General features: G+C 38.9%; 23 protein-coding genes. 10 read left to right on the plus strand and 13 right to left on the minus strand.

Annotated elements, in window-relative coordinates; all coding sequences use genetic code 11:
* Nucleotides 1-13: 13 nt before the first annotated feature.
* On the minus strand, nucleotides 14-1339 hold the full coding sequence (locus GQR45_RS16760) for an IS4 family transposase (RefSeq protein ID WP_165725782.1): 1326 nt from the start codon (nucleotides 1337-1339) through the stop codon (nucleotides 14-16).
* 133 nt (nucleotides 1340-1472) lie between these two features.
* Complete coding sequence (locus GQR45_RS16765) at nucleotides 1473-2078, minus strand: TIGR04211 family SH3 domain-containing protein (protein WP_007584830.1); 606 nt, start codon at nucleotides 2076-2078, stop codon at nucleotides 1473-1475.
* Nucleotides 2079-2372: 294 nt separating this feature from the next.
* Between GQR45_RS16765 and GQR45_RS16770 the strand changes: the two genes are divergently transcribed.
* From GQR45_RS16770 to GQR45_RS16785, 4 genes are all read left to right on the plus strand, one after another.
* Nucleotides 2373-3896 carry a CYTH and CHAD domain-containing protein gene (locus tag GQR45_RS16770; RefSeq protein WP_165726543.1) on the plus strand — a complete coding sequence of 508 codons (1524 nt, stop codon included), beginning with the start codon at nucleotides 2373-2375 and terminating at the stop codon, nucleotides 3894-3896.
* Nucleotides 3897-4127 carry a hypothetical protein gene (locus tag GQR45_RS16775; RefSeq protein WP_240920263.1) on the plus strand — a complete coding sequence of 77 codons (231 nt, stop codon included), beginning with the start codon at nucleotides 3897-3899 and terminating at the stop codon, nucleotides 4125-4127.
* Nucleotides 4128-4319: 192 nt separating this feature from the next.
* Nucleotides 4320-5129, plus strand: a complete 810-nt coding sequence (locus GQR45_RS16780) for a phosphate/phosphite/phosphonate ABC transporter substrate-binding protein (RefSeq protein ID WP_165726544.1) — start codon at nucleotides 4320-4322, stop codon at nucleotides 5127-5129.
* Nucleotides 5116-7347, plus strand: a complete 2232-nt coding sequence (locus tag GQR45_RS16785; RefSeq protein ID WP_165726545.1) for an ATP-binding protein — start codon at nucleotides 5116-5118, stop codon at nucleotides 7345-7347. The genes GQR45_RS16780 and GQR45_RS16785 overlap by 14 nt, the downstream gene beginning before the upstream one ends.
* A 39-nt stretch (nucleotides 7348-7386) precedes the next feature.
* Here the strand turns inward: GQR45_RS16785 and GQR45_RS16790 are convergent, their stop codons facing one another.
* Nucleotides 7387-8904, minus strand: a complete 1518-nt coding sequence (locus GQR45_RS16790) for a carboxypeptidase (protein WP_165726546.1) — start codon at nucleotides 8902-8904, stop codon at nucleotides 7387-7389.
* A 365-nt stretch (nucleotides 8905-9269) separates the two neighbouring features.
* Between GQR45_RS16790 and GQR45_RS16795 the strand changes: the two genes are divergently transcribed.
* From GQR45_RS16795 to mrcB, 4 genes are all read left to right on the plus strand, one after another.
* Nucleotides 9270-10493: a response regulator gene (locus GQR45_RS16795; protein WP_010555508.1), complete on the plus strand. Its 1224-nt coding sequence runs from the start codon at nucleotides 9270-9272 to the stop codon at nucleotides 10491-10493.
* 220 nt (nucleotides 10494-10713) lie between these two features.
* Nucleotides 10714-11052, plus strand: coding sequence for a P-II family nitrogen regulator (locus tag GQR45_RS16800; RefSeq protein WP_004587162.1), 339 nt, complete (start codon nucleotides 10714-10716; stop codon nucleotides 11050-11052).
* Nucleotides 11053-11061: 9 nt separating this feature from the next.
* Complete coding sequence (locus GQR45_RS16805; RefSeq protein WP_010555509.1) at nucleotides 11062-12291, plus strand: ammonium transporter; 1230 nt, start codon at nucleotides 11062-11064, stop codon at nucleotides 12289-12291.
* A gap of 150 nt (nucleotides 12292-12441) precedes the next feature.
* Nucleotides 12442-14784 (plus strand): penicillin-binding protein 1B, encoded by a 2343-nt coding sequence (gene mrcB, locus GQR45_RS16810; protein ID WP_165726547.1) that lies wholly within the window; start codon nucleotides 12442-12444, stop codon nucleotides 14782-14784.
* 65 nt (nucleotides 14785-14849) lie between these two features.
* Here the strand turns inward: mrcB and GQR45_RS16815 are convergent, their stop codons facing one another.
* The 5 genes from GQR45_RS16815 to GQR45_RS16835 form a co-directional block, all read right to left on the minus strand.
* Nucleotides 14850-16691 (minus strand): methyl-accepting chemotaxis protein, encoded by a 1842-nt coding sequence (locus GQR45_RS16815; protein ID WP_165726548.1) that lies wholly within the window; start codon nucleotides 16689-16691, stop codon nucleotides 14850-14852.
* Between the two features lie 178 nt (nucleotides 16692-16869).
* Nucleotides 16870-18150, minus strand: a complete 1281-nt coding sequence (hemL, locus tag GQR45_RS16820) for a glutamate-1-semialdehyde 2,1-aminomutase (protein WP_010555199.1) — start codon at nucleotides 18148-18150, stop codon at nucleotides 16870-16872.
* Nucleotides 18151-18183: 33 nt separating this feature from the next.
* On the minus strand, nucleotides 18184-19200 hold the full coding sequence (locus tag GQR45_RS16825; RefSeq protein WP_007584862.1) for an aspartate carbamoyltransferase: 1017 nt from the start codon (nucleotides 19198-19200) through the stop codon (nucleotides 18184-18186).
* A 114-nt stretch (nucleotides 19201-19314) separates the two neighbouring features.
* Nucleotides 19315-19749: a CopD family protein gene (locus GQR45_RS16830; RefSeq protein WP_165726549.1), complete on the minus strand. Its 435-nt coding sequence runs from the start codon at nucleotides 19747-19749 to the stop codon at nucleotides 19315-19317.
* A gap of 15 nt (nucleotides 19750-19764) precedes the next feature.
* Nucleotides 19765-21447: a chloride channel protein gene (locus GQR45_RS16835; RefSeq protein ID WP_007584866.1), complete on the minus strand. Its 1683-nt coding sequence runs from the start codon at nucleotides 21445-21447 to the stop codon at nucleotides 19765-19767.
* Nucleotides 21448-21769: 322 nt separating this feature from the next.
* On the opposite strand from GQR45_RS16835, the gene erpA reads away from it, so the two are divergent.
* The gene (gene erpA / locus GQR45_RS16840) at nucleotides 21770-22108 is read left to right on the plus strand and encodes an iron-sulfur cluster insertion protein ErpA (protein ID WP_002958911.1); all 339 of its coding nucleotides are present in this window, start codon (nucleotides 21770-21772) and stop codon (nucleotides 22106-22108) included.
* Between the two features lie 49 nt (nucleotides 22109-22157).
* Here the strand turns inward: erpA and GQR45_RS16845 are convergent, their stop codons facing one another.
* Nucleotides 22158-22346: a hypothetical protein gene (locus GQR45_RS16845; protein ID WP_010555198.1), complete on the minus strand. Its 189-nt coding sequence runs from the start codon at nucleotides 22344-22346 to the stop codon at nucleotides 22158-22160.
* Nucleotides 22347-22798: 452 nt separating this feature from the next.
* On the opposite strand from GQR45_RS16845, the gene GQR45_RS16850 reads away from it, so the two are divergent.
* The gene (locus GQR45_RS16850) at nucleotides 22799-23038 is read left to right on the plus strand and encodes a helix-turn-helix transcriptional regulator (RefSeq protein WP_007584874.1); all 240 of its coding nucleotides are present in this window, start codon (nucleotides 22799-22801) and stop codon (nucleotides 23036-23038) included.
* Nucleotides 23039-23108: 70 nt separating this feature from the next.
* Here GQR45_RS16850 and GQR45_RS16855 read toward each other — a convergent pair whose 3' ends face one another.
* From GQR45_RS16855 to GQR45_RS16870, 4 genes are read right to left on the minus strand one after another with little or no spacing between them, the layout of a single operon-like run.
* A complete protein-coding gene (locus GQR45_RS16855) occupies nucleotides 23109-24488 on the minus strand; it encodes an MFS transporter (RefSeq protein WP_007584875.1) in 1380 nt (459 codons plus the stop codon).
* 50 nt (nucleotides 24489-24538) lie between these two features.
* Nucleotides 24539-25159: a peptidylprolyl isomerase gene (locus tag GQR45_RS16860; protein ID WP_010555196.1), complete on the minus strand. Its 621-nt coding sequence runs from the start codon at nucleotides 25157-25159 to the stop codon at nucleotides 24539-24541.
* A gap of 2 nt (nucleotides 25160-25161) precedes the next feature.
* The gene (locus GQR45_RS16865; RefSeq protein ID WP_024608761.1) at nucleotides 25162-25722 is read right to left on the minus strand and encodes a YajG family lipoprotein; all 561 of its coding nucleotides are present in this window, start codon (nucleotides 25720-25722) and stop codon (nucleotides 25162-25164) included.
* A complete protein-coding gene (locus tag GQR45_RS16870) occupies nucleotides 25723-26865 on the minus strand; it encodes a methyltransferase (RefSeq protein WP_165726550.1) in 1143 nt (380 codons plus the stop codon).
* Nucleotides 26866-26904 lie beyond the last annotated feature (39 nt).

Genomic DNA, 26904 nt, shown 5'->3' on the forward strand with positions numbered 1-26904 from the left:
TAACACCATTCAGTTAAGCATGCTTTGACTTAATGGTGTACCGAGTTTTTGAAATTCGAACGGTCCTACTTTTGGGCCGTTTTCTTTTTTCTGGAAGAATATAACGTTTCACTCGTTCTCGCATTGCCCTTAATTTCTTTGGAATTGAACCTGGCGAAGCGATGGCACACCAGAGTATTTCATCCTGTATATCCCGCAAAGCCATGACAAAACTAATTCTCAGCGGGGAGACTTTAGCCTCTTTGGCTATTCGACTTATCTCTACTCGAATTAAATTGTAGGCTAGCAATATACCCCATAGCTCTTGATTGACTCCATCCACAGTCTGACTACGCAAAAGAATACTATCCTCAAGCATCTGGTGTTTTATTTCTCCATAGCTATTTTCAATTTCCCAGCGCTCGAAATAGACATCAAGAATGGCCTGTGCACCAAAAGCCTGTTTATCATCCAAAGAGCACAGCAGACCTTTTATTTTTCCAGGCCCCATTGGCTCAGGATAAAGAACCAGTCTGGCCTGCCAGCACTCAGGAAGCGAAGGGTCTTGTTTTCTGGCATGCGCAGATACACTCATCTCTACTTTGAAGTCATGCTCAGAGTAAGATTCAATGACGGTGTATTGCGTGTTGCTTTTAATCGGGACCATCCAGTGCGACTGTGGGTGTTGCTTACGCCAATTAATCAGTAGCTCAGCGCTGAGATAACATCGGTCAAAAATAGTTAGACTGTTATCACTTACATGACCAAATAACTGCTTTGCGTAGTTCACCTCACCTTGATAACTGGGCCCGAAGGCAACGTGGTGTATCAACCGGCTACGCAAGGAGCTTAAGGCGCATAGGCGTACAATAGGATATTCTGTATGACGGTTTTTACTGTGCTTAATATAGTGAAAGTGCTCAGCAAGAGCTGGTGTATCGGGTGCACGAAATTGCGTTCCATCGACAGAAAATAACCGGAGTCCATACCACGTATCATCAGCATCTTCTTCTTGTGTCCAATGGGCTGCACATAGGTGAAATAAGGCTTGGAGGGGGTCGCTACTCAGGCGCTGTCTCGCTTGAGGAATAGCACTTGGAGCAACCGTATCGCCCAGGGTATCAGTGAGTGTTAAATCTAACTTCTCAACAACGTCACTAATAGAGCGGTCGCGAAAAAGACCCATTGCAATGATAAGCCAGACGACAAGCTCAGCAGGTAACTTACGTTTGCGAATACTTGCTTTATCGGTCTGTTCGAGCACATTAGAAATCCACTCAAGAGGGATATGTTTCTGAAATGTAGATAAAGAGTCAGGAGTGGCGAATATATCCGTATCAAGTAACCAATGACTAAGCATAAAAATACCCTCATAATCAAAAGATGATAAGGGTATTGTGAAGCAACCAAAAGATCGGTCAACCGATCAAAAATACCTTAACTGATCGGTGTTAGCTATAAAGCGGCTTTTTTGTATTCAATAGAAAGGAGGGTTATGCCCAACCTTCGTAGCGCTTACGACGCGACAACACTATCGTTAATATAATACCTAAAAACAGGCCTAAAAACGCAATAGCACCACCGTAAGTAAGTAGCTGACGCTTCTCTTTTGAGCTAGCAGCTTCCTTTTGGGTGCGCTCTTGCTCTAGCGTTGTTTTAAGCTTAGTAATTTGGGCCGATAACTGCAGGTTTTGATCAGTTAAAGTTTGGTTTTGCTCTTGTAGCTGCGGAAGTTCTATTTGAGCTTGGCGCAGGTTTTCTTGCATAGTACTCATTTCGCTACTTAGTGTTTTGTACTGTTGGTGTAAGCCTGCCGTTTTGGTAACAAACTTAGTTTCTATCCAACCTTCGCGGTCTTTATCATCTTTAATTTTTATAAAGCCGTTTTCTTCAGCAGATAACAAGGTTAACTTTGTTCCAGCATCTACAGAGCCGAGTAGTCGATAATTCTTACTCGCACCAGAGCGCATAAAAGTATATAAATTATCGATAATATAAGCGGTGTTTGCATTAGTTGAATTTGCAGGTTTTGCTTCTTCTGCATAACTCATAAATGTGGTGGCTGTTAAAAGTAGCCCTAATAAACAATGTTTTAGCATTTATCTACCTTGTTGATCTAACTGCGTCCGTTATGAACGTGATTTTCATTTCACATAAGTAGTTAGATAGTATGGATTAAATAGCTCAATAGCAAGACTGATATTGTAACCCAGTAGCAGTTACCTAGCCCACTAGGTTACAAACCTCGCCCCGCGATTAAATTGCCTCTAGATAGAACGAATTTTAATCCACAAAGGTCAACAGGCACTAAAATAAGGCTAAAAAATTTGCATTGTTAGTGTGCTTTGTTTATTTTGAGCACTTATTTATTTTAAAGGTAATCCGCAAACCGAATGGATACTGAGATAGAACTGAAATTTTTGGTATCAGATGCCGTTATTCCACTGATCCCCTCGTTAATTACTCAATTTGCAAAAACGGTGAAGAATAAACCGTCACGCAGCTTACAAAATGCATACTACGACACGCCAAGCCGAGAGCTTAGAGCGCTTGACATAGGCTTTAGAACTCGCTGTTCTGACAGCGAATGCGAGCAAACTATAAAGCTTGCAGGTGAAGTTGTAGGTGGTTTACACCAACGTCCAGAGTACAATTTACCAATTGAATCAAGTCGCCCTAATTTAATGGCGTTTGATGCTGATATTTGGCCTCATGGCATGCAAATAAGCGCAATCTCAAAAAACTTGTATCCAATATTTAGTACTAACTTTATTCGTCGTACTTGGTTAATTGAAACCGAAAGTGGCGCTAAAATTGAAGTTGTACTCGATAAAGGTGAAATTGCGGCTTCGGGTAAAATTGAAATTATTAGCGAGCTTGAAATTGAGCTTGTTGAGGGCAGTCGTAGTGAGTTGTTTGCGTTTGCAGATGTACTGGTTAGCCAGAACTGTATCCGTTTAGGATTATACTCTAAGGCCGCGCGTGGTTATCGCCTTGCAGATGAAAAACCTTTAATACCAAGCAAATCTATTGGTTTTGTTCAATTACCAAAGTCGACTACCCAAGAGCGTGCTTTAGTTGAAGCCATGAACTTTGGCATTCGCTTTGTGCAAAAGCATGAGCAATGCTATTTCGATAAGCCAAGTTTAAAAACGCTTAAACGCGTAACTGACGGCATTAGCCTAATACGCCATACTTTTTGGCTGTACGACGATATAGTATCCAAAGAAAGTACAGAACATTTACGTACAGAGCTTAAATGGTTATTAAGCGAATTAGCGTGGGTAGAAAACGCGATTCAATTAAAAACGTACACGTCTAAACGCCATGCTTTTTATAAAAAAATTAATGCTGCTCCAGCACTTACTCAAGTCATTGGTGATTTAAAAGAGTTACAGCCAAGCATTGACGATATAAATGCACTGTTTCATAGCGCGCGTTATAATCGTTTATTACTGTCGTTAACTACGTGGTTAATTGATAAACAGTGGCGTAAAGATTGGGGGCAAATAGAGCTTCAAGCGGCTGAGCAAAACGTGTCGTCCATTGCGAGTAGGCTTTTTAATAAAGACTGGAAAAATCTGCACGAATTACTCCCTAAAGAACAAACACTCGATGTCGCTTCGTATTTAAACCTGCGCACTCAACTTGAAAATAGTTTACTGAGCGGTAACTGCTTAGGATCGTTATTTGATAAAGAGGAACGCCTAGAGTTTAGATTGCCTTGGCTTGATATTTCTCATGGTATTTATGAGTTAAGTACGCTTGAGTATTTAAAGCAGTTATGTGCTGGGCAAGAAGACGAACAGCTTGCTAAAATCCAGTCATGGCTTGAACAAAAGTCTGAATATCTGGTTAGTGCGATGGAGCAAAGTCGCCTTGCTTCATTTGACATAGAACCTTACTGGCAAAAATAAATGATGCGCTTTTGTAATGAAATTCAGTTACAAAAGTGCTTATTCGTTATTCTTTTATTAGTTAGTTTTAACACTTACGCTGAGCCAACATGGCATTTGTATAAAAACAAAAATGGCGTAAGTGTGTATTATCAAAGCCACAGTGATAATATTTTTGAAATAAAAGTGCAGATGAGCGAAATACCAACCAGCTTTGCCTCATGGATCAATCCTTACTTGGCTAAGCAATAAAGCCGGCCTAAAAAGTACTTACAACATCTTTATTAATTTACATCATATGCTCACACATAAAAATACACTCCAAAACGACCTGTAATCAAAGTAGGTCAGTGCTAAATATCGAATATATAATAATTTTATGGTGTGTTGAGTAGTCTTTAACTACGCTTAAGCAATAATGACACGCTATTATTTGGAGAATTGATGAAGTATTTAGTGGCTATATTATGTTTGATGCACAGCTCACTCTTATTGGCTCAAGAATATACTTTTGGTGTAGTGCCGCAATATGAGCCGCAAAAGCTAAATGCTATTTGGCAACCTTTGTTAAAGCAAGTAAGTAAGCAAACAGGGGTATCAATAAAGCTAATTACAGTTGAGTCTATTCCGGTATTTGAAAAAGCCTTTGCTAATGGCGGGTACGACTTTGCATACATGAATCCATGGCACAGTGTTGTAGCATATGAGAAGCAGGGGTATTTGCCACTAATAAAAGATGCAGGGCGAAAGCTGCAAGGTATTTTGCTCGTAAACAAAGACAGTAATATTGATAATTTAAGCCAACTAGAGGGCGCCGAAATAGCATTCCCTGCACCTAATGCATTAGGTGCGTCATTATTAATGAGAGCCGACTTAGCGTTGTTGTATGGGCTAACAATAAAGCCTGTATATGTTCAAACCCACCCTTCGGTATATTTAAATGTAGCACTGCATTCAACAATGGCGGGTGGTGGTGTAATGGGCACATTTAAACAGCAACCAGAAAGCTTACAAAATAAGCTTAAAATTCTCTATAAAACGCGTGAAATTAGTCGCCATCCAATTGTAGCCCATCCAAGGGTTGACCCTGCAATACAGTTAAAAGTGCAACAAGCTATTTTAGATATTGGGCAAAGCCCAGATCATAAACATTTACTTGCAGGTATCCCAATTATTAAACCTAGTATTGCAACTTTAGCAGAGTATCAGCAGTTAACTCAGTGGGGCTTGCGCTCATTTTATGTTGAAAATTAGAGGGTTTCGTAGTCTGAGGGCACAAAGCTTTATTGTTGTATTGCTTTGTGGCTTGCTTATGGCCTGTCTTTTTATGTTTTACGCCTTACCTGAGCAAGCGCGTTGGGTAAACGATGGGCTTTCAAAGGCTGCTCAGCGTTCTTTAGCGCAGTTATCGACTTCTATAACGACTCCGTTGTTAACTAGGCAGTATGCAGAGCTGTATGAAGAAATAGACAGCCAACTCCAAACTCGCCCTAATTGGAAAAGTATTAAAATTGTTGATGTGGATTCAAATAACCAATTATACCCGCTTGAAAACTGGATTGGAGCAAATGAAAACGGTGACATGTTGTTATCTCAGCAGGTGGTGTTTTTAGATAAACCGCTGGCTAATATTAGCTTGGTTGTTAATTTTACGAATGAAATAAACGAATCTTCAAAACTTCATTACACCTTAATATATATACAATTTATTATTTTAGTTATCGTTTTTATAGGTTTAGCTTGGCTGGTGGATTACAGGGTTACGTCGCCTTTAAGGACTTTAAAACAGGGGTTTTCACGTTTAGCCAAAGGTGACTTTGACTGCCACATAGATAAACAACAACAAAACGAAGTGGGCAGTGTAATAAGTGCATTTAATAACATGGTTGATGAGGTTGCTAATAACCATCAAAAATTAAATGTATTACGAATTCAAGCTGAGTCAGCAAGTAAAGCAAAGTCAGATTTTATGGCCAGTATGAGCCACGAATTAAGAACCCCATTAAATGCAATTTTAGGCTTAGCCCAACTGTATGGATATGATGAAAGTGCTAATAAAATACAAAAAGAAAACGCGAAGAGCATTTATCAAGCTGGAGAACATTTACTATTACTTATAGACGATGTACTTGATTTGACCGCTATTGAGTCGGGTAATATGCAGTTTAGTTTTTCTTATGTGCCTATTAAAAGCATATTAGAGGAGTCAGTAGAGCTTGTCACTGAGCTTGTTAAAGGGCAATCAATAACACTGCATACCCAAGGTTTCGAGTCCTTAGAAGGGTTGAGTATTTATATTGATCAGCGCCGCTTTAAACAAGTGATGCTTAACTTGCTTTCAAATGCGATTAAATACAACAAACCAAATGGCAGCATTAATATAAATTGCCGGGTGTTAAGTAATAAACAATGCGAAATAGATGTAACAGACACCGGATGTGGATTTGCTCCTGATGACATTTCTCGCTTATTTAAACCTTTTGACCGTTTAGGAGCTGAAACCAGTAAAGTAAACGGTACGGGTATTGGTTTAGTGATAACTAAGCAGCTGGTAGAGCGTATGCAGGGTTCTTTAAGCGCGCAAAGTGAGCAGCACAAAGGTTCTTGTTTTACACTAAACTTTAACAGCTTTGAGCAAACTGACTTGCCAGCACAAGTGCAATCTCCTCAAATAACACTTCAAAGTTTAGATACAGTAACTCTTCCTACGCTTGAGGTTTTAGTAGCAGAGGATCAGGTTACAAATCAGCAAGTATTAAGGCAGCAATTAACCATGCTTGGAGTGTGTTCTACTTTTGTAAGTAATGGGGAACAAGCCTGGGAAACTCTGCAAAATAAACACTTCGATATTTTACTAACCGACATTCAAATGCCTTTACTCGATGGGTTAGGGTTAGCCAAAAAAATACGCGAAAACACTCATTTTGATAAACTTATTATAATTGCAATTACGGCCAACATTACCAAAAACAATATAGATAATTGTTATGATTGTGGAATGAACGGCTTTTTAACCAAGCCCATTGAGCTTGTTAAATTAAAGTCGTTATTGATGGAGCACTCTCAAACAGTGGTCAACACGCGATCAGAAAAATCTGATGGTGAAAATATAGCTTCAGATAGTTTTGATCAACTAGATATCACGTTATTAAAAGCAATGCTTGGTGATGATCCTACTGTGCACTGCATGGTGTTTAATGCGTTTTTACAAACGGCAGGGGAGCAAATTAAATTAGCTAATGCGTATGCTAAGAGTAAAAATTATGTTGATTTGGCTTTTCAGGCCCATGCATTAAAATCGTCTTCAAAGTCTGTGGGGGCTATTGAGTTGGCAAATATATGCCAGCAGATAGAAACACATGCAGAGAGTGAAATAGTTAAAGGTGAATATATACAGCAGCTTGAAGTATGCTTTAACGATGTAGTAACGCAACTTAAAAGCTATTGTTTACGATATGAAAAACGCACATAAAAAATGGCTCATAAAGAGCCATTTTATGTTTTAAATATTTTAGTATTTAGCCGCTTCCCCTTTCTTAGGTAAAGTGTCCTGTATAAAGTCACGTAAATCGTTATTAGAGCTTTCTAAGTCAGCGTGGCGAAGGTACATCATATGCCCACTTCTGTAGCCTTTAAAGCTCAAACGGTCTTTCATTTTACCGCTTGGGTCTAATTGCCATAACGTATATTTAGCGTCAAAGTAATTGGTTGCACCATCAAAGTATCCTGATTGAATCATCACGTTTAAGTAAGGGTTTTGCGCCATTGCTAAACGTAGATTTTCGCCCGTATTATTACCGGTTCTATCCCATGGGTGAACATTACCAAATAAATTATATTTTACATCTGTTTTATAGTTTAGCTCTTCACGTAAGTAGTGATTAATTGCAGGAGTGAAAGAGTGTAACCAAGAGGTAAGTTCAGCCCAGTAGTCTGGGGATTCACCCGCGCCTCGTTTATCTATTCCTAAATAACGAGAATCTAAGCGACCCACAGTTTGACCACGTTCACGTAGTAGCTCTTTCCAGAAAAATTGAGTTGGAATATCCAAGTTATTTTGTTCAACAAACTTTTCTGATAAGCCAGCGTAGTGTGCCATTTTTGTAATAATTCGACGTTTTTCTTCAGCATTAATAAAGCCACCCTTAGCAAGCGCTGGGATTAACTCGTTTACAGTAAACTCTTCAACTTCAGGTAATAACTCATCTAGATCTTTAGCTTGTAAATCGGCTTTAAGTGCTTTGTGATACCAAGCAGTCGCTGCAAAGTAAGGTAGGCGGTTAGCGGCTTTAATCGGGCCGTCGCGCTTAATACCAATATCAGTGGGTGATACGAGAACAACACCGTTTATGTACATCCATTGACTATTTTGAAGCTCATGAGCAAGACCCGATACACGTGTTGTACCGTAGCTTTCACCAATTAAAAATTTAGGCGATCGCCAGCGCTCAGCTCTATTTACAAAAGTATTTAACCACTCTGCAAGGTATTTAATATCGGCATTAACACCAAAAAATAGCTCTTTTTGTTTTGCTTTAGAAGGAAGTTCGCCTTTTTCGTTTTCAAGTACGCGAGAGTAGCCAGTATTTACAGGGTTTACGTAAACAATATCGGCAATATCAAGTACAGAATATGGGTTGTCTTTTACGCCATAAGGTTGAATTGGATAGCCTTCGTCATCAATCTTTAATACGCGAGGACCAGTATAAGCAAGGTGCATCCATACAGAAGCCGAACCTGGCCCGCCATTAAATGAAATAAGTAATGGGCGAGTTGTCCTGTCGTCAACTTTGTCGCGTGTGTAGTAAGTGTATTGCAATGTCGCAATCGCGTCGCCTTTATCATCCCATACAGGTTGTGTGCCTGTGGCAACGGTGTAATTAAAGCGTTGACCGTTGATTTTAGCTTTATGTTGAGTAACAACTTTGCTGTCTACATCAATACGACGTTGGTTATCGGCAAGCGTGCTTGTACTGATTATTAATGCAATAACGGTTATCGGTAAACTGATAATACGACTAAGCTTCATTAGGTGTCCTTATTATTGTTGATACACCATTAAAGACATTAATGAGTTAAATAACAAAAGTATTGAGACTAGTGGCCGATAATACTAGTTAAGTAAGGTATTAATGCGCTTAGAGATGCGTGCTAACCACTTTTATAGTTATTTGGGATTTGGTTTCTTTATTTAGTTAATCACAGAATTCAGGTATATTGCGGGCCTACTTGTATTGATTTTATATACAAGCTATCACCAAAAAAATCTAATGGATTACGCTTTCAAGCACATAAGTGCACTCTACACCGGATGTTTATGGCTAATGCTATTGCAGTAATAGCGTTGTATTTGTCGTTTTGTTACAAAATTAATTAAAGGTAAAGAGAAGCTTTATGCAAAGAGTATTAGTGGTTGAAGACAGTAAAGTAGTGCAGCAGGTGCTTCGCCACTTAACTGCACAATACCTTGATGTAGCAATTGATTTTGCTTGGTCTCTAGCAGAATGCGTAACCTATGTAGAAAAGCACGATTATACGCTTGCGTTAGTTGATCTAACTCTACCCGATGCTCCGCACGGTGAAGTTGCAAAATATACTTTATCTAAAAAAATTCCTACGGTTGTTTTAACCTCAAAAATAGATGAGTACAAGCGCCAACAAATGCTTGAATTGGGCGTAGTTGATTATGTTATTAAAGATAATCGCGATTCTTACCATTATGCCGTTAAGCTCGTTGCGCAATTACTCAGAAATCAAGGCTGTAAAGCACTAATAGCAGATGACTCATTACTAAGTCGCTCGTTAATGAAGCAAATGCTAGAAAAGCAATTGTTTGATGTAACAGATGCCCATGATGGACAACAAGCACTCGAAATATTAAAAGCTAATCCTGATATAAAGCTACTTATGACCGACTACGCTATGCCCTCTATGGATGGCTTTGAACTTGTCAAAGCGGTACGTAATTTTAGAGGCCGAGACGACTTAGCAATTATTGGCTTATCGGGCGCGGGAAAGCATGGCCTATCAGCACGATTTATTAAATACGGCGCCAATGACTTTTTAACAAAGCCATTTATGAATGAAGAGTTTCATTGTCGAGTACTTCAAACAATGGAGCAACTGTCGTTAATTTCAGATATTAAAGAAAGCGCACATAGGGATCACTTAACAGGGCTTCATAACCGACGCTACTTTTATCAATATGCAGAAAAGCTCCTTAAAAGTAAAAACCAGAAAAATACTTTGGCATTGCTTGATATCGATTTTTTCAAAAACATTAACGATACATTAGGCCATGAAGGCGGCGATCAGGCTTTAAAGCAGGTTGGTTCATTAATCCGATCTACGTTTTCAAAGTTTACGGTTGCACGGGTTGGCGGGGAAGAGTTTGCCATAATATTACCTGAAATAGAGCTAGAACGCGGTCGTGAATACTTTGAAGCATTTAGGAAAAAGATGGCTAGTTACGATTTCTCTATTAGCGATAAATCAATTAAAATTACCACGAGTATAGGCTTGGCTGACTTTCAAGACACTAGCTTAACGCAGGCAATGCGTGTTGCTGACAAAGCATTATACGAAGCTAAAAACCAAGGCAGAAACTGCGTGGTATAACCCTTCTTAAACAAAGCTAGATACGTGATAAATATATAGAGATATAGTACGCACCAATGTAGCTGACTTGTTAAATTAACGCACCTAATTGGTGCGTTTTTTTTGATCTTGAGTTTGTGTTTTTTACTAAGTGGCTGTTTTTAATTGATATAAAATAGTGGCACAAAGGTTGGATTGTTTAACCCAATAGGATAACAATAAAGAGTCCGAGGGGGCCGCTATGAAAATGATTAGTGCAATCATAAAACCATTTAAATTAGACGACGTGCGTGAAGCACTCGCTGATTTAGGAATTGAGGGGATGACAGTAGTTGATGTTAAAGGTTTTGGACGTCAACGAGGTCATACTGAGTTATATCGTGGTGCAGAATACCAAGTAGATTTTATTCCTAAGATCAAACTTGAAATTGCAACTCGTACTGAAAATTGTCAACGCGTTGTTGAAGCAATCACTAAAATTGCATCAACAGGTAAAATTGGTGACGGTAAAATTTTCGTGTACGACTTGGATCAAATTGTTCGTATCCGTACTGGCGAACTTGACGAAGAAGCAATTTAAGGGGGTCTCATGGAAAATACAATAATAGAACTAAAGTTTTCACTCGATACCTTCTATTTTTTAATATCAGGTATATTAGTAATGTGGATGGCAGCAGGTTTTGCCATGTTAGAGGCGGGCTTAGTTCGCTCTAAAAACACAGCTGAAATTTTAACTAAAAATGTCGCGCTATATTCAATTGCATGTACGATGTTTTTATTAGTTGGCTACAACATTATGTATGTAGACAATGCCGAAGGTGGTTTTATTCCTTCAATAGGCGCTTTAATTGGTACACAAGCTGCCGATGCTGACCATTCTTTAGAATCTGACTTTTTCTTCCAAGTAGTATTTGTTGCAACCGCTATGTCGATTGTATCGGGTGCTGTTGCTGAGCGTATGAAACTGTGGGCTTTCCTAGGTTTTGCTGTAGTACTAACTGGTTTTATTTACCCTATTGAAGGTTACTGGACATGGGGTGGTGGTTTCTTATCTGAAATGGGCTTTGTTGATTTTGCAGGTTCTGCAATTGTGCATGGCGCAGGTGCAGCAGCTGCACTAGCTGGTGTATTAATCCTAGGTGCTCGTAAAGGTAAATATGGTAAGAACGGTGAAATATACCCAATTCCAGGTTCAAACTTACCACTTGCTACACTAGGTACATTTATTTTATGGATGGGTTGGTTTGGCTTTAACGGTGGTTCTCAATTACTACTTTCGGATAAAGAAAACGCAACTGCAGTAGGCCAAATATTACTTAACACCAATGCAGCAGCTGCAATGGGTGCTATTGCAGCACTGTTTGTATGTAAAGTACTTTGGGGTAAATCAGATTTAACAATGGTCTTAAATGGTGCATTAGCTGGCTTAGTTGTTATAACAGCAGACCCTCTATCTCCATCACCATTAATGGCATGTCTACTTGGTCTACTTGGTGGTGCACTTGTTATATTTAGTATCATAGCACTTGATAAAGTTAAGATTGACGATCCAGTGGGTGCTATCTCTGTTCATGGTACGTGTGGCGCATTAGGTATTATGTTAGTACCGCTAACCAATGGTGACGCAAGCTTTGTTAATCAGTTAACGGGTCTAGTATGTATTCTTGCCTTTGTATTTGTAGCATCATTTATTGTTTGGACTGTGCTTAACAAAACAATGGGTATACGAGTAACCGAAGAAGAAGAACTAAACGGTATGGATCAACACGATTGTGGTATTGAAGCCTACCCAGAGTTTGTTTCTGTTCGAAATAGCTAATAGTTTATTTAAATAATAGTGTGTTTACACAAAGCCCTACTTCGGTAGGGCTTTTTTTGTTTCAGGGGGGGTTAACTTTTCGGATGTTAGGATATATCCAATATGCTAAGCTCACACTCGTGAATAACCCTTGGAATAAATTACACTTAAATGGCCGACAATAAAAAAACACCTACCAGTAAACCTGCAGCTAAACGTGCAAGTAAATCGTCAAGCACAACAAAAAAAAGCACCTCAAAGGGCAGTAAAAAAACAGTGCAAACCACTGTTAAACGCTCTTTTATGAGAAAAACATGGTCAGTGTTTTGGAAACTAAGCTTGGCTGTTTTTATTGCAATGGCAATGTACTTCATTTATTTAGATTCAAAAACAACGCGTATATTTGAAGGTAATAAATGGCAACTTCCAGCGCAAGTGTATGCTCGTTCTATGGAGTTTTATCCGGGACAATTTTTATCAAGCCAGGAAGTAGTGTTTGAGCTAGAGCGTTTAAATTATTCATCGGTTAATAGATTAAGCCGCACAGGGCAGTTTGTTAAAACAGCAGATAGCATCAAGATTTATCGTCGTGATTTTGAATTTTATGATGGCCTTGAAGAATCACATATTATTGAACTTCGCTTTGCAGGGCAAAAAGTTGCGACCATTAAAGATAAGTTTGGTAGGCGTTTAAATTCAGCTCGTCTAGAGCCTGTGCAAATAGCGCGTATTGGTAATGACTCTAAACAAGATAGAGAATTTGTACCACTAGATAAGTTTCCAGCAATGCTAAAAGATACGCTATTGGTAGTCGAAGACCGTGATTTTTACGAACATCATGGTGTATCAGTGTTTTCTATTTTACGCGCGCTTTATTCTAATATTAAAGCGGGGCGCACCGTTCAAGGTGGTAGTACGCTTACTCAGCAGTTAGCTAAAAATATTTACCTAACACGTGAGCGCTCTTTAGTACGAAAAATAAATGAGGCCTTTATTGCCCTTATTTTAGATTATCGTTATTCAAAAGATCAGATATTAGAAGCTTACTTAAATGAAGTATACCTAGGGCAGTCATACAACCAAGGTGTGCACGGTATGGGGCTTGCTGCTGACTTTTACTTTTCAAAGCCGGTAGATGAGCTTGAGTACGATCAAATTGCTTTGCTGGTGGCAATGGTTAAAGGTCCATCTTATTACAACCCACGTCGCTATAAAGAGCGCACAATGGAGCGCCGAGACTTAGTGCTTCGCCTTATGGTTGAAAACAAGCTACTTAGCACAAAAGAGTACCGTGCATCGCTTAATCGCCCAATTGATATTGCGCCAATGAAAGCGAGTTTACAAAAATCATATCCAGGCTATTTAGAGTTAGTGAACAGAGAATTAAATGAATTATTGCCAGATCAGCAAACACTTGATGCAGGCGTAAGAGTATTTACTTATTTTGACTTGCAAAAGCAAACAGCAATGGAAGAGTCTATTGAAAAGAGCTTACCGTACTTGGAGAGTCGTCCTAGAACCGAAAAACTAGAAGCAGCCATGATCTCTGTTAATGTAGAAAAGGGCGGTGTATCTGCACTTGTTGCAGGGCGCGATGTTCGTTATTCAGGGTTTAACCGTGTTTTAGATACAAAACGTAATATTGGCTCGCTGGTAAAACCTGCTGTGTATTTAACCGCATTGCAATTACCACATTATAATTTAGCTACTTTGCTTGATGACTCGCCAGTACAGGTTACAAATGAGCAGGGAAAAGTGTGGCAACCAGAAAATTTTGATCATCAATACCGTGGTGCAATACCTCTTTATAAAGCATTTAGTAACAGTATTAATATTCCAGCGGTTAATTTAGGCCTCGATGTAGGTGTTGATAAAGTCGCGAAAACACTAAAAGGATTAGGCGCTAAAGGGGCGATAAACGAATACCCATCGTTGCTTTTAGGGGCTGTTGAAATGTCGAGTTTTGAAGTTGCTCAGCTTTATACGACAATTGCTGCAGATGGCGAATATAAAAAGCTTACTGCAATTTCGGCATTAACTGACTCGGTTGGTAAAGTACTTTATAAGCATAAAGTAAATGCAGAGCCTCGTTTTGATAAATCTGCAATGTATATGACTAAATACGCGATGAAACGCGTAACGAAAGACGGCACTGCTAAACGCTTAAATTTACACTTCCCATCAATCCAACTAGCAGGTAAAACAGGCACTAGTAACGATTTACGTGATAGTTGGTTTGCAGGCTTTGATCAAAATACAGTGACGGTAGCGTGGCTTGGTCGAGACGACAACAAAAGCACGGGTTTAACAGGCAGCGTGGGCGCATTAGAAGCGTATATTCGTTACTTAAAGCCACTTAACCCACAAGCAATAGCTGATACGCGTCCTCCATCAATACGCTGGGCATTTGTAAATGAGCAAACGGGTAAGCAGGCACCACCAGGATGTGGCAAGGTGATTCAGCTACCGCTTAGAGCGAGTGAGTTTGAGCCAAGACCACAATGTATTCGTTAATTTAAGATTACTTTAAACAACAAAGCCGCTTATTTAGCGGCTTTGTTGTAAGTTGTAGTTAACGCTTAAGATTTAAAAAACTGCATTGATTTGGTTAAATCATTAGATAAGCGACTTAGCTGTTGTGCATCTTGCAGCGTTGATTGAGCTGATGTTAGCGTTTGATCTGCTAAATTACTCACCTCTTGCGAATCATTCAATGCTTGTGTTGTCGCATTTGACTGCTGTTTAACACGCTCTGCAATAACTTCACCTTGATGTTTAATGTCGCCCATACTTTGCTCTGCGCTTTGCAATACTTCATTGGTTTGATTGGCTGCTTTTACCGATTGCTCCATTTTTTCAACACTTGAACGCATTTTTTGCTGAGTGTCGTCAGATGCTTGTTGTAAGGAGCTAATAATTTGGTGAATTTCTTGGGTTTGTGTTTGTGTACGCTGAGCAAGAGTTCTTACTTCATCAGCTACAACGGCAAAGCCTCGACCATGCTCGCCAGCTCGTGCAGCTTCAATAGCGGCATTTAGTGCAAGCAAGTTTGTCTGATCGGCTATCTCACTAATACCTTTACTAACTTTGCTAATTTCTTGGCTATCTTGTGCTAGCTTATCGAGCGCTTGTTGGCTCTCTGCAAATTCAATTTGTAGATCTTGCATATATTTAGCAAGCTCCATTGTATTGTCTGAACCTTGCTTTACATGCGCAGCAGCATCTTGCGCAGTAAGCGTTGCTTGATGCGCTGACTCTTCAACAGCAAGTGCGTTTTGAGCCATTTCGCTGAGTGCATTATAAATGGCATTTACTCGAATTTGCTGTTTTGAAACATCATTGCTTGTTTGGCTACTCGCGTGTGATAGCGATTTAGTTGCGCCGCATAGCTCTTCTGTACTTGCTTTAACATCAAATAATAAATGTGAAAATGCATTAAGTAATGCATTGTAGCGCGATGCAATAATTCCCATTTCATCATTAGTACTCGAATCGATAGTGGCATTTAAGTCGCCATTCGCGGCTCTGTTAGCGGCATCAGCAAAGCGATTAATAGTATCAACAACTGCAAAATAAAAACCAATCATTAAATAAAATGCAAATAACAAACTAATCAATGAAGCGGCTAAAACAAGATTTCGAGTCCACTGTTGAGTTTGCAGTTTTGCTTCAATAAGGCTCTCAAGCGTTGGAATACTCTTACTAACAAGTTGATTAATACTGCTGTGAACATTGTTTGTTAGTTTAGTAAATTCTGATTGAGTTAATAAAATATCGTCTGGCTCAAGTAGTTTTTCATCTATCGCTTTTTTAAATGCGCCAACAGCACTGTGTAAATTATCTAACGAGGGCATGAGCGCTTTATTTACTGACTTGTCTGCATTGGTGGCTACATTGAGTATTTTATCGAGTTGTTTTTCGTATAAAGGAAGTGACTTACTAAAATTTGAAAGTGCTATAAACGTATCTGGCGTAAAACGATTACTTGCCAAAACAGTGTTTGCGCTTTGCGCTGTCGAGTTTATTTGCATTATAAGTGCAGGAATTGGCGTGACTAAAGAGCGGTTTACATAAGCACTAGCTAACTGGCTATCTAATGCTAAGTTAGACTGAATAGAAACAAGTTCAAGTACATCATTTGCTTGTGTGTCTTTTATATCAAAACCGAGTGAGCGAGCTATTTTTATATTTTGATTTGCTTCCCCCTGCATTTGATTTGAGAGTATTGACCTGTAGCCTTTTAAACCTTGTTGCTGCATTTTTGAAACAGCGATACTTTCACTTAATAATGAGACTAAAAAAAACAAACTAAGTGCAAGAGGAACGAGTAAAATTCCAAACATTAAGCTTATTTTTGTTTTGTATTTTAAATTTGCCATTAGCTGGATAGCGGGAAAAGAAAATTGGCGTAATCCTGACATAAGGCTCTCTTGTATTTTTGTAATTAGGGTAAAGGTGAATAGACCTTGTTATGCTTAATTATCATTCATTTATAGTACTTTACAAATAAAAAAAGCCCTTTCGGGCTTTTTTCAATCTTTAGTCTTAATTACACACTGTAAAAACAAGCGCTTATAAAATATAAAAAGTAATTTTAACTTAAAGTTTAGCAAACGAGCGTTCTGCTGCCGCTATTGTTTCTTTTACTTCTTGCTCAGTATGCGCAGCACATACAAAACCAGCTTCAAATGCTGATGGAGCAAGGTACACACCCTCTTCAAGCATAAGGTGGAAAAAACGTTTGAAGCGCTCTAGGTCGCATTCAGTAGCTTGTTTGTATGTCGTTACTTTTTCAGCATCAGTAAAAAAGAATCCATACATGCCGCCAGCATAATTAGTTGTTAATGCAATGCCTGCTTTTTTAGCGCCAGCTTCAAAGCCTTCACAAATTGCTTTAGACGTTGCTTCTAACTTATCGTGTAGACCTGGCTCACATAATAGCTCAAGTGATTTTAAACCTGCAGCCATCGCAATAGGGTTACCAGAAAGAGTACCCGCTTGGTAAACAGGGCCCACAGGCGCAATGTAATCCATTATTTCGGTTTTACCACCAAACGCGCCAACGGGCATGCCGCCGCCAATGACTTTACCTAAACACGTAAGGTCTGGTTTAATGTTGTAATACGCTTGTGCGCCGCCAAGTGCAACACGAAAACCCGTCATTACTTCATCAAAAATAAGTACTGATTTATATTCGTCACACACATCACGCAAACCTTCTAAAAAGCCTTGCACTGGTGGAATGCAGTTCATGTTACCGGCTACTGGCTCTACAATAATACAGGCAATTTCGTCAGCATATTTTGCAAAAATAGCTTTTACTTCATCTAGGTTATTAAACGATACAGTAAGTGTATGCTTAGCAAAGTCCTCAGGAATACCAGGAGAATTAGGTACGCCCATTGTTAGTGCACCAGAGCCTGCCTTAACTAATAACGAGTCAGCATGGCCGTGGTAACAACCTTCAAATTTTAATATTTTATCGCGGCCGGTAAAGCCACGTGCTAAACGAATTGCACTCATTGTTGCTTCAGTGCCTGAGCTAACCATGCGTACTTTTTCGATTGATGGAACCAGCTCTTTTACTTTTTCAGCCATTAGTATTTCGGCTTCAGTTGGCGCGCCATAGCTAAGGCCATTTTCTACTGCTTCGTGCACGGCTTGTTTAATTGCAGGGTGGTTATGGCCCATGATCATAGGCCCCCAAGAGCCAACATAATCAATGTAACGATTACCGTCGGCATCAAATGTAAACGCGCCTTCTGCTTTTGTAATAAATAGCGGCGTACCGCCTACACCGTTAAAAGCACGAACTGGCGAGTTTACGCCACCTGGAATAGAGGCTTGAGCGCGTTCAAATAAGTCTTGGCTAATTGTCATGAAAAATCCTATAAATTGTCACTTAAAGAGGGTTTAGCTGTCGCGTTTGCGGCTAAACCAAGGTACGTCCACTTCATACTTATCGACTTTATTTTCTACGCCGAGTGTTAAAGCAAACAGTGCCATACGAATTAATACGCCATTTTGTACCTGGCGGAATATTGCTAAATTGTCGTTACTGTTTAAGTCGTTATCAAGCTCGTTGGCTTCTAAGCGACTATCACGTGGTAACGGATGCATTAATACAGAGTTAGGTTTGCAATGAGCGCTGTAAATAGATTGGCTAATTCTAAAACCGCCACGGTATTTATTTGCTTCTTCTTGTGAAGGAAAACGCTCTTCTTGAATACGTGTTTGGTAGACAATATCGGCGGCTAAATTACCTTCCATCTTGTTCACTAGCTCAATTTTGTGTCCTGCATTTTCTACGGCATCTAAAATGCTCGTTGGCATTTGTAGGCCATCAGGCGCGACCATCGAAAACTTTACGTTTTTATAATGGCACAATAGCTTTGATAGAGAATGCACTGTGCGACCATATTTTAAATCACCCACAAGCGCTATATGCATGCCATCAATATTTTGATCAAAACGGTGTAATTCACGCTCAATGGTTAATAAATCAAGTAATGCTTGAGTCGGGTGCTCATTTGGGCCGTCGCCGCCATTAATAACTGGCACAGTACAGCCATCAGCAAATTCACTTACTGAGCCTGCATCGGGGTGGCGCATAGCAACAGCATCGGCGTAAGCTGAAATAACGCGCGCGGTATCGTAAAGTGATTCACCTTTTGCAAGCGCTGAGCTTTGCATACCTGTAGTTTCACGTACACCACCGCCTAGTAAGTTAAAGGCTGTACCAAAGCTAACTCGCGTGCGAGTACTTGGTTCAAAAAACAAATTAGCTAAAATAGCGCCTTTAAGCACCGTTGTTTGCTTTTGTTTTTTAGCATAAGGCTCCATTTTTTTAGCTACTGCAAAAATACGTTCAATGCAGTCTCTGTCTAGCTGATTTACAGACAGTATATGTTCGCCTTGGAAACTTAACATGGGGTAATTCCTAATCAATCAAATGGGCGCGATAATCCATAAATGGAGCACGCAATCGCGCGTGTTATAGCAAGTATTGTAAATTGCAGCGCAGTTTAACATGCACCGAAACGCTTATAAATTAGGTTTTATTACCGCAAGTGCCACTATGATGAGCAGCGCAATAACAGGGAGCTCATTAAAAATACGGTAAAAGCGGTCTGTTTTAGTGTTTCGGTCATGTTTAAAGTCACTTAATAACTTAAAACAGTAGCCGTGGTATAGGTATAAAATAATTACCAGTACAAGTTTGTAATGTAGCCACATACTGTATTTAAACCAATCAAGACCATATTCAACAATGGTTAACACACCAAATACAGCCGTTAAAACAGCAAATGGGGTTACGAAATAAAGTAACCTGCGCTCCATAACTTTAAGCATAGAGTTACATGATCTTTCTTCGCTCATTGCGTGATATACAAATAATCGAGGCAAGTAAAAAATACCAGCAAACCACGCAATCATAAAAAATATGTGGAGTGTTTTATAAATCAATAATGCGCTCATAATAGTCCTTATTGCTTAAAGTAAGCTGTTACGAATGGTTAAAATATGATGAATTTGATCCCAGCGTAATAGCCCCATAATTTGTTGATTATCTAAAAGGTTATAAACGTAAAGCGCGCCACTTCTTTTATCTTTTAGTATATCGAATGCATCGGCTAGGGTGGCTTGGCTGCTGATGCCCTGCAAGCTAATGTAATTTATATTTATTGCTTCATCAGACATTAGCGTTAAATCGTATTCAGCGAGACGATAGCCATTTTCTTCGTCAAAAACAATCAAGGGTGTTTGGCTATCCATGGCATCAAGCGTATTTTTTATTTGCTCTTTATCGTCTGAGTAAAGCAATTTAAAGTCTTCATCCATATCATCCATTATTCCCACTTTTTGTAATGCTTCGGTAGCGGGAGATACATGGTACGGCAATCCCTGAAAATCTAATTGCTGCAAAAATATGGAGCGATTTCCAAAAAATTGTAATGCAGTTACATATGCAGTGGTTATAACTATCATCGCAGGAACGATTATTTCAGGTGATGATGTAAGCTCCATTACTGTTGTTAATGCAGCAAGCGGTGCATGCAGTGTAGCCGCTAATAATCCAGCCATACCTAAAACCCCATACGTACCCGCAATATCAGTACCCGGGCTAATATATTGAGCAAAAAAGGCCATTAATGTCCCAATTAATACACCAAGCCCAATTACCGGACCAATTAAACCACCAGGAATACCCAAACCAATAGCAAACAATGTGGCAAGTAGTTTAGCTATTAAAATGGTAGTAAGCAGCTTTACGTTATCAGGCGATTCAACCGCGATAGTAATCGCACTCATACCAGAACCCATAGCATGAGGCACCGCGTAAGCTATCAAGCTGGCAATACACCCTGCAATTAGTAAACGAGGAAACATACTTAAAGGTTTAAATGTTTTAATGATTAGCATTAAGTTTTGATTAAAGCTAAATGCTATAGCGCCCAGCGCCATACCGCATAATATTAAATAAGGGTAATGCCAACCACTTAATGGCGCTATTGTAATGAGTGCAAGTTCAGAGCCTTCACCAAAAACAAACTGCGTAGCGAGTGCACCAGTAACAGCAGCAAGCATGATTGGCACAAATATGTGTACTTTATATTCTCGAAGTACCACTTCCATTACAAAAATAACGGCTGCAAGTGGGGTATTAAACGAAGCGGCTATACCTGCTGCAACGCCGCAACCACTTAAAGTACGCATGGCGTTATGCGGTAAATGTAGTTTATCCGCTAAAATACTCGCACCTGTTGCGCCCATATGTACGGAAGGCCCTTCTCGGCCAACCGAAAAACCGCTAATGAGTGCAAGTGCGCCACCAACAAATTGATTAACCGTATTGTATAAAGGCATTTGCCCGTAATGGCGTTTAATACGATGAATAACAAAAGGAATGCCTAAACGGTAATGTTTAAAGCCAGTAAATGCAGCAAAGCACGCAATTAAAAATGCGGCTATTAATGGCATTAAAACGCGTTCAAGAGTCGGTAGGGTAGTAAAGTCGTCAGGTGTTTCCAAAAATAAGCTTTGAAAAAACAAAATAGTTAAGCGAAATAAAATAATAAAAAATGCAGCAATTAATCCGGCAACTACGCCTAATAAGCATAATTGTACAGATGTTTTAGGTTTTGCCAGTCGACGCCTGAGTTGCTCAAGCCACATGCATTATTTCCTCGCCGCATTTTTCAGCAGCATTTTAGCAAAAGAGTTTAGTTAAGTCCTTGTGATTTTGAATTTTTCGTAACTTATATTAACAATTTGCAGTAAAGATTAAGACCTATTTTTTATAACTAAAATTTTTAATGAATTTATAGTTTACAAGGGTCGCTTTTAGTTTGCTTAAGTATTATTTTAGTGAGCTAATGTTTAACCACTTTTTTACTAATTTATAGGTATAACTTAGAGTAAAGAGTTGTTTTACTATACTTGATTAAAACACTCGGGTATTAGATAATCACGCCATTGCGATATTGAGGGTTTTAAAATGTCTGAAGAATTACCAATTAAGTTCAGCGATGCAGCTGCTGTTCGCGTTAAACAGTTAATCGACGAAGAAGAAAATCCAGATTTAAAACTGCGTGTTTATGTAACAGGTGGTGGTTGTTCTGGTTTTCAATATGGTTTTACTTTTGATGAAAAAGCGAATCCTGGCGATTTAGAAATTGTAAAAAATGGTGTAACACTCGTTATCGATCCAATGAGCATTCAATATTTGGTTGACGGTGAAGTTGATTACACTGAAGGATTAGAAGGCGCACGCTTTTTTGTATCTAATCCTAATGCAACAACAACCTGTGGTTGTGGTGCAAGCTTTAGCGTTTAACAGCCAAACGCTAAATAGAATGAAGCCGCTTTTGCGGCTTTTTTAATGCCTACAAATCGGTTGGGGCGTATTCGGTTATTTGCATTATCAATACAAAAAAGCCAAGTACAAAAGCAGAAAACGCTAAAATGTATATGAAGCCTTTTTTGCCTTGTTTAATTGGTACGCCGTTGTGGCGCAAAAAAAAGTACCAACCCAAGCACAACACAATCGGTAATAAAAAAAGAAGTCTGAACATTATTCGGCCTTTTTGGTGCTAATTATTGCTTAATCATAAACATGTGACGATAAATTGGAACAAAATTGTTATAAAAATTCATTTAAATATTTTATAACTAGAAATTAATTTATTAATACTTTTTGAGTACTTAGGTCAATATTCAGCGTTTATAAATATTCACTCGTGTTCATATTTGTACCGAGTATGTAATTAGTTATTTAACCAAAGTGTTAATAGTATATAATGTATCCAAGAATGAGACGGGCAAAATTTCATTCTCAATAAAAACAAATCTTTACCACATTATTAGCGTAGTTTTTTAGCTATATTGGTGGAGTGAGTAGCAACACATGCTTTGTTAAGCAATAGCTTGCTATTGAAAATATGGTATGACTGCTTACTTGCCTACAGCTATTGATAGAGACTACTGCTTTAATAGGTACGTCAAATCATCTAGTAGGAGATGTAAAATGATGGGCAAAACTGTTTCTTCTGAAGAAAATGCAAAGCTAACAAAGTGGCTTAAAAGTAAGCGCCACGAAAAGGGTCATACAATGCGAAGCCTAGCACAAGTGCTGGGAACGCCTCATTCGTTTATCGGCAAGATTGAAAATCAAGAACGCCGTTTAGATGTGATTGAGTTTGTTCGTTATTGTACAGCTCTAGAAGTTGATCCACATGAAGCACTTAGCTTGCTAAAAGTAGATTAACTCAAACATTGCTTAGTACACTTTAAGGGGCACTTGATAGTGCTAAGCAATATGTTAATGCAGGGATGCATTAAATATTTTTATGATAATTTTTCTCAAGCTCATATAGTTTATGCCTAATCAGGTATAAAAATATCAGCGAAGGTATAACCATCAAGGCTGTTAAAACAAAGAACAGCGACCAATTTCCCATTAACCAATCATCAATTACTACACCACTGTAGCTCGAAAGTAACGTTCGTCCTAAATTCCCTAATGACGCCAGTAATGCATAGTGTGTTGCACTAAATGCTCTATCGCATAACATCGATATAAAGGCCACCATAGCGACCAGCGACCATGCTTGCGTAAACCCATCAATAACAATAGCAAAGGCATACAGTCTTAAATCAGGGCCAACTAAAGCAATCCACGAAAAGGCTAAGTTTGAGGCCGCCATCGCAATGCCACTAACAAACAAACCCTTAACAATGCCATATTTTTGATTAAATAAACTGCCAACAAAGGTAAATATGATTGTAAGTACGGCAGTACCTACCTTTGAAAATGTAGCTATATCGCTATTGCTAAAACCAATTTCTTTATAAAAAACAATCGACATTCGCCCTAAAAACGCTTCGCCTATTTTAAATAAGAAAATAAACGCAAGTAATGCCAGTGCCGTTTTAACGCCATTTTTAGTAAAAAAAGCTCTAAAGGGATCAATAACGGTTACCGCGAGCCACGCAACAGTTTTTGTAAGAGGGGTTTGTTTTGTAGAGGACAGTTTTTCAAGGTACACACGTTCAAGCTCGGCATGTACCGCTTCTCTATTTGATTCAGGTTCTTTTGCAAACAATGCTCCACTCATTAGCAGCAGCATTACAGCAGCTAAAAAGTAATAAATTTGTGGCCAGTCGAGCGAGGGGATATCAGCCATATAAAATGGAATTGCACCTAAAAGCGCATAACCTGTCCACCAACCAGATGTTGCCATAGCGGCTGCCGCTGTTGCTTTGTGAGATTCGTTTGCTTTAAGTGTGTCTATTCTGAATGCATCAATAGCAATGTCTTGCGTTGCAGAAGCAATGGCGATTAACAAACAAATTGCAGCAACAATTGCTAAATTAGCTTTTAAATCAAGCCCAGCTAATAATAAGGTGCCAATAAAAATAAAGCTCTGGCAAAATAGTATCCAACTACGACGTTGGCCTAGCCATTTATATAAAATAGGGAGTTTTGTACGGTCAATGAGCGGTGACCATAAAAAATTGATACTGTAAGCGCCAAATACAATGCCGAATAGGCCAATCATGCTGCGGCTTAGCCCTTCATCCTTTAGCCAAGCCGACATAACAGAGCCAATTAATACCCACGGAAAGCCGCTACTCATACCAAATATAAAAATATGGATTAAGCGTTTGTCTTTAAAGTAAGAAAAATATTCGCTAATAGAGAGAGATTTGCTCATAGGGCCTTCATTGGCTTTGATGCAGAGCAGCTAAGCTGCTCTTAAATAAATTACAGTGGAACTTGTTCAAGCATTTTAATATTTAAGATGATCACCGGTTTTTTAGGAACAAAATCGTAACCAATCTTTTCATTAAACCCTGTTTCAACAGCCATGATCTTATCAAGGGTATCGTAGCCATCCATTACATTACCAAATACTGCAAAACCCCAATCTTTCCCTGGATTTAAGTGATCGTTGTTATCCATATTAAAAAAGAATTGGCGTGTTCCCGAGTGAGGTTCACGGTCTTGATACGCCATAGCAATGCTGTACATATCATTTTTTAAACCATTGCCACTTTCATTAAAAATAGGATCGTTTTCGTGTAAGCCGTCGTAATCTTTATCGTAACCACCACCTTGAATAACAAAGTCGCGGTCATTTTCCACATCGCGCTCAATACGATGAAAAACACTGCCTTGATAGCTCTTATCTGACACGTAAGTTAAAAAGTTATTGACCGTAATGGGGGCTTTTGAACGGTCCAGTTCAACAACAATACTGCCCATCGTTGTTACGATTTCGACGCGTGGAAAAATATTGTCTTTTTGAACAAAGCGGCCTTCTTGGGCTGCCAAGCTACTTACACTAAAAAATAGGCCTAAGCAGATTAAAAAAAGTCGTTTCATAGTTAACCTTCTAAAAATTCTATTAATTCAGGGTCAGATACAATGCGGGTAATAATTTGCTCAGTCAACTTATTGAGCTGACCTTCTATTTTTACTCGCTCGTGACTAAACGGACCTTCTAAATTAGCACTGCCTCTATACACTTTACTAAAATTACTTGAGGCGCGAATAACGCGCACGCCAAGCTCTATATGGGCTTCGCTGGTATGGCTCACAAGTTTTTCGGTCACAACAGCCTGCAGTGCATGAATATCTACTTCAAAGCGAACAGTTGCCAAGTTAGAAATGCTGGCACCATTGCGGCTAAGGGCGCTGTCTAAAACACTTTTAACAGATTCAGTAAGACCTTGGCTTGCAAAGGTTTTAGTTTTGTCTGATTCAATAAGTTTAAGTGTTGATGAGTCGCCACGTAAATCAATTACACTGGTGCTTAAGCTACTATTTATAGTACTTATTTGACCACTTTTATAAACAGGATTGAGTATTACTTGGCTAGGCTGATTCGCACAGCCACCAAGTATTAGTAATACACAACACCCAATTATAATGTTTGTTAATTTCATTTATAGCATTCCACTATTTTTAGTTGCACTTAGAACGACAAACTTTTTGTTTGAGCCTAACAACTTACAGTTTCCGAACATACGGTTTAATTTATCGTGATAATCTAAATGACGATTACCAATAATACGCAGCTCGCCGCCTTCTTTTAAAGTATCTTTTGCTTGTTTAAACATTTGCCAAGCAATGTGATCGGTAACAGCTTGAGCTTGGTGAAATGGAGGATTACAAAGCACCATATCCACACTGTCTCTTTCAAAGCCTGTTAAACAATCGTTTTCGATGAACTCACAGTTATCAAACTTATCGCCTAGGTTAATTTCTACATTTAACCGGGCTGACTCTACTGCCATGTAAGACTCATCAACAAAGGTAATTGATGCATTAGGGCAGCGAGCAAGCGTCATTAATCCAACAACGCCGTTACCACAGCCTAAATCAATAATGCTTTTAGCTTTAGGTGTTTCTGGTAAGTAGTTAAAAAAGAAGCGCGCACCAATATCTAACGAATCACGCGAAAACACATTTGCATGATTTGTTATATTAAACTCAGTACCTTCAAGCTCCCATGTTATAGGGAAGTCTGCTGCTTTATATCCGCCTTTAGCTGTGCTTAATATAAGGCGAGACTTTTTAACTGCTAGGCTTGTTGTTGTTTCACCAATAAATTGCTCAAATGATTTTATTGTTGAATTATGAATTTCTTTTGTTTTACCTGCGGCAATTACTGGCGTACCAGGTGCAAGTACTTCACTAAGTTCACTTAATTGGAACTGTAAAAAACCCACATTACGAGGGATTTTAATAAGTACTAAATCAACATCCTCTGGTAATGCCGATAAACTATCTACTTGCGTAAACTCTGCTGTAGGTAGCTTGTTTTCTTGTAAGTTATAAGCCGCAGCTTGGTGGCTAATATAAGAATCATTAACTGAACAAACCGTTAACTTATTAAAATAACAAGCAAGTGCACCAAAGCTATCGTTTAAAATAAGCAATGAGCGACAATCTGGGTGATGTTCGTTAACATAATTGATAAGGTACTCATCTGCCGAATCCCACGCTTGTAAGCTGCGGTTTTTTTGATCCAATGGAAAGCGTTCAAGAATAAAGGTTTTATCGCCTAGCTGGGCTTGCGTCGTCATAATGGTTCGTTGATCAGTAATCTAATGTAGGTAAATTCT

The sequence above is a fragment of the Pseudoalteromonas sp. SA25 genome, assembly GCF_011378705.1.
Lineage (GTDB): Bacteria > Pseudomonadota > Gammaproteobacteria > Enterobacterales > Alteromonadaceae > Pseudoalteromonas > Pseudoalteromonas arctica.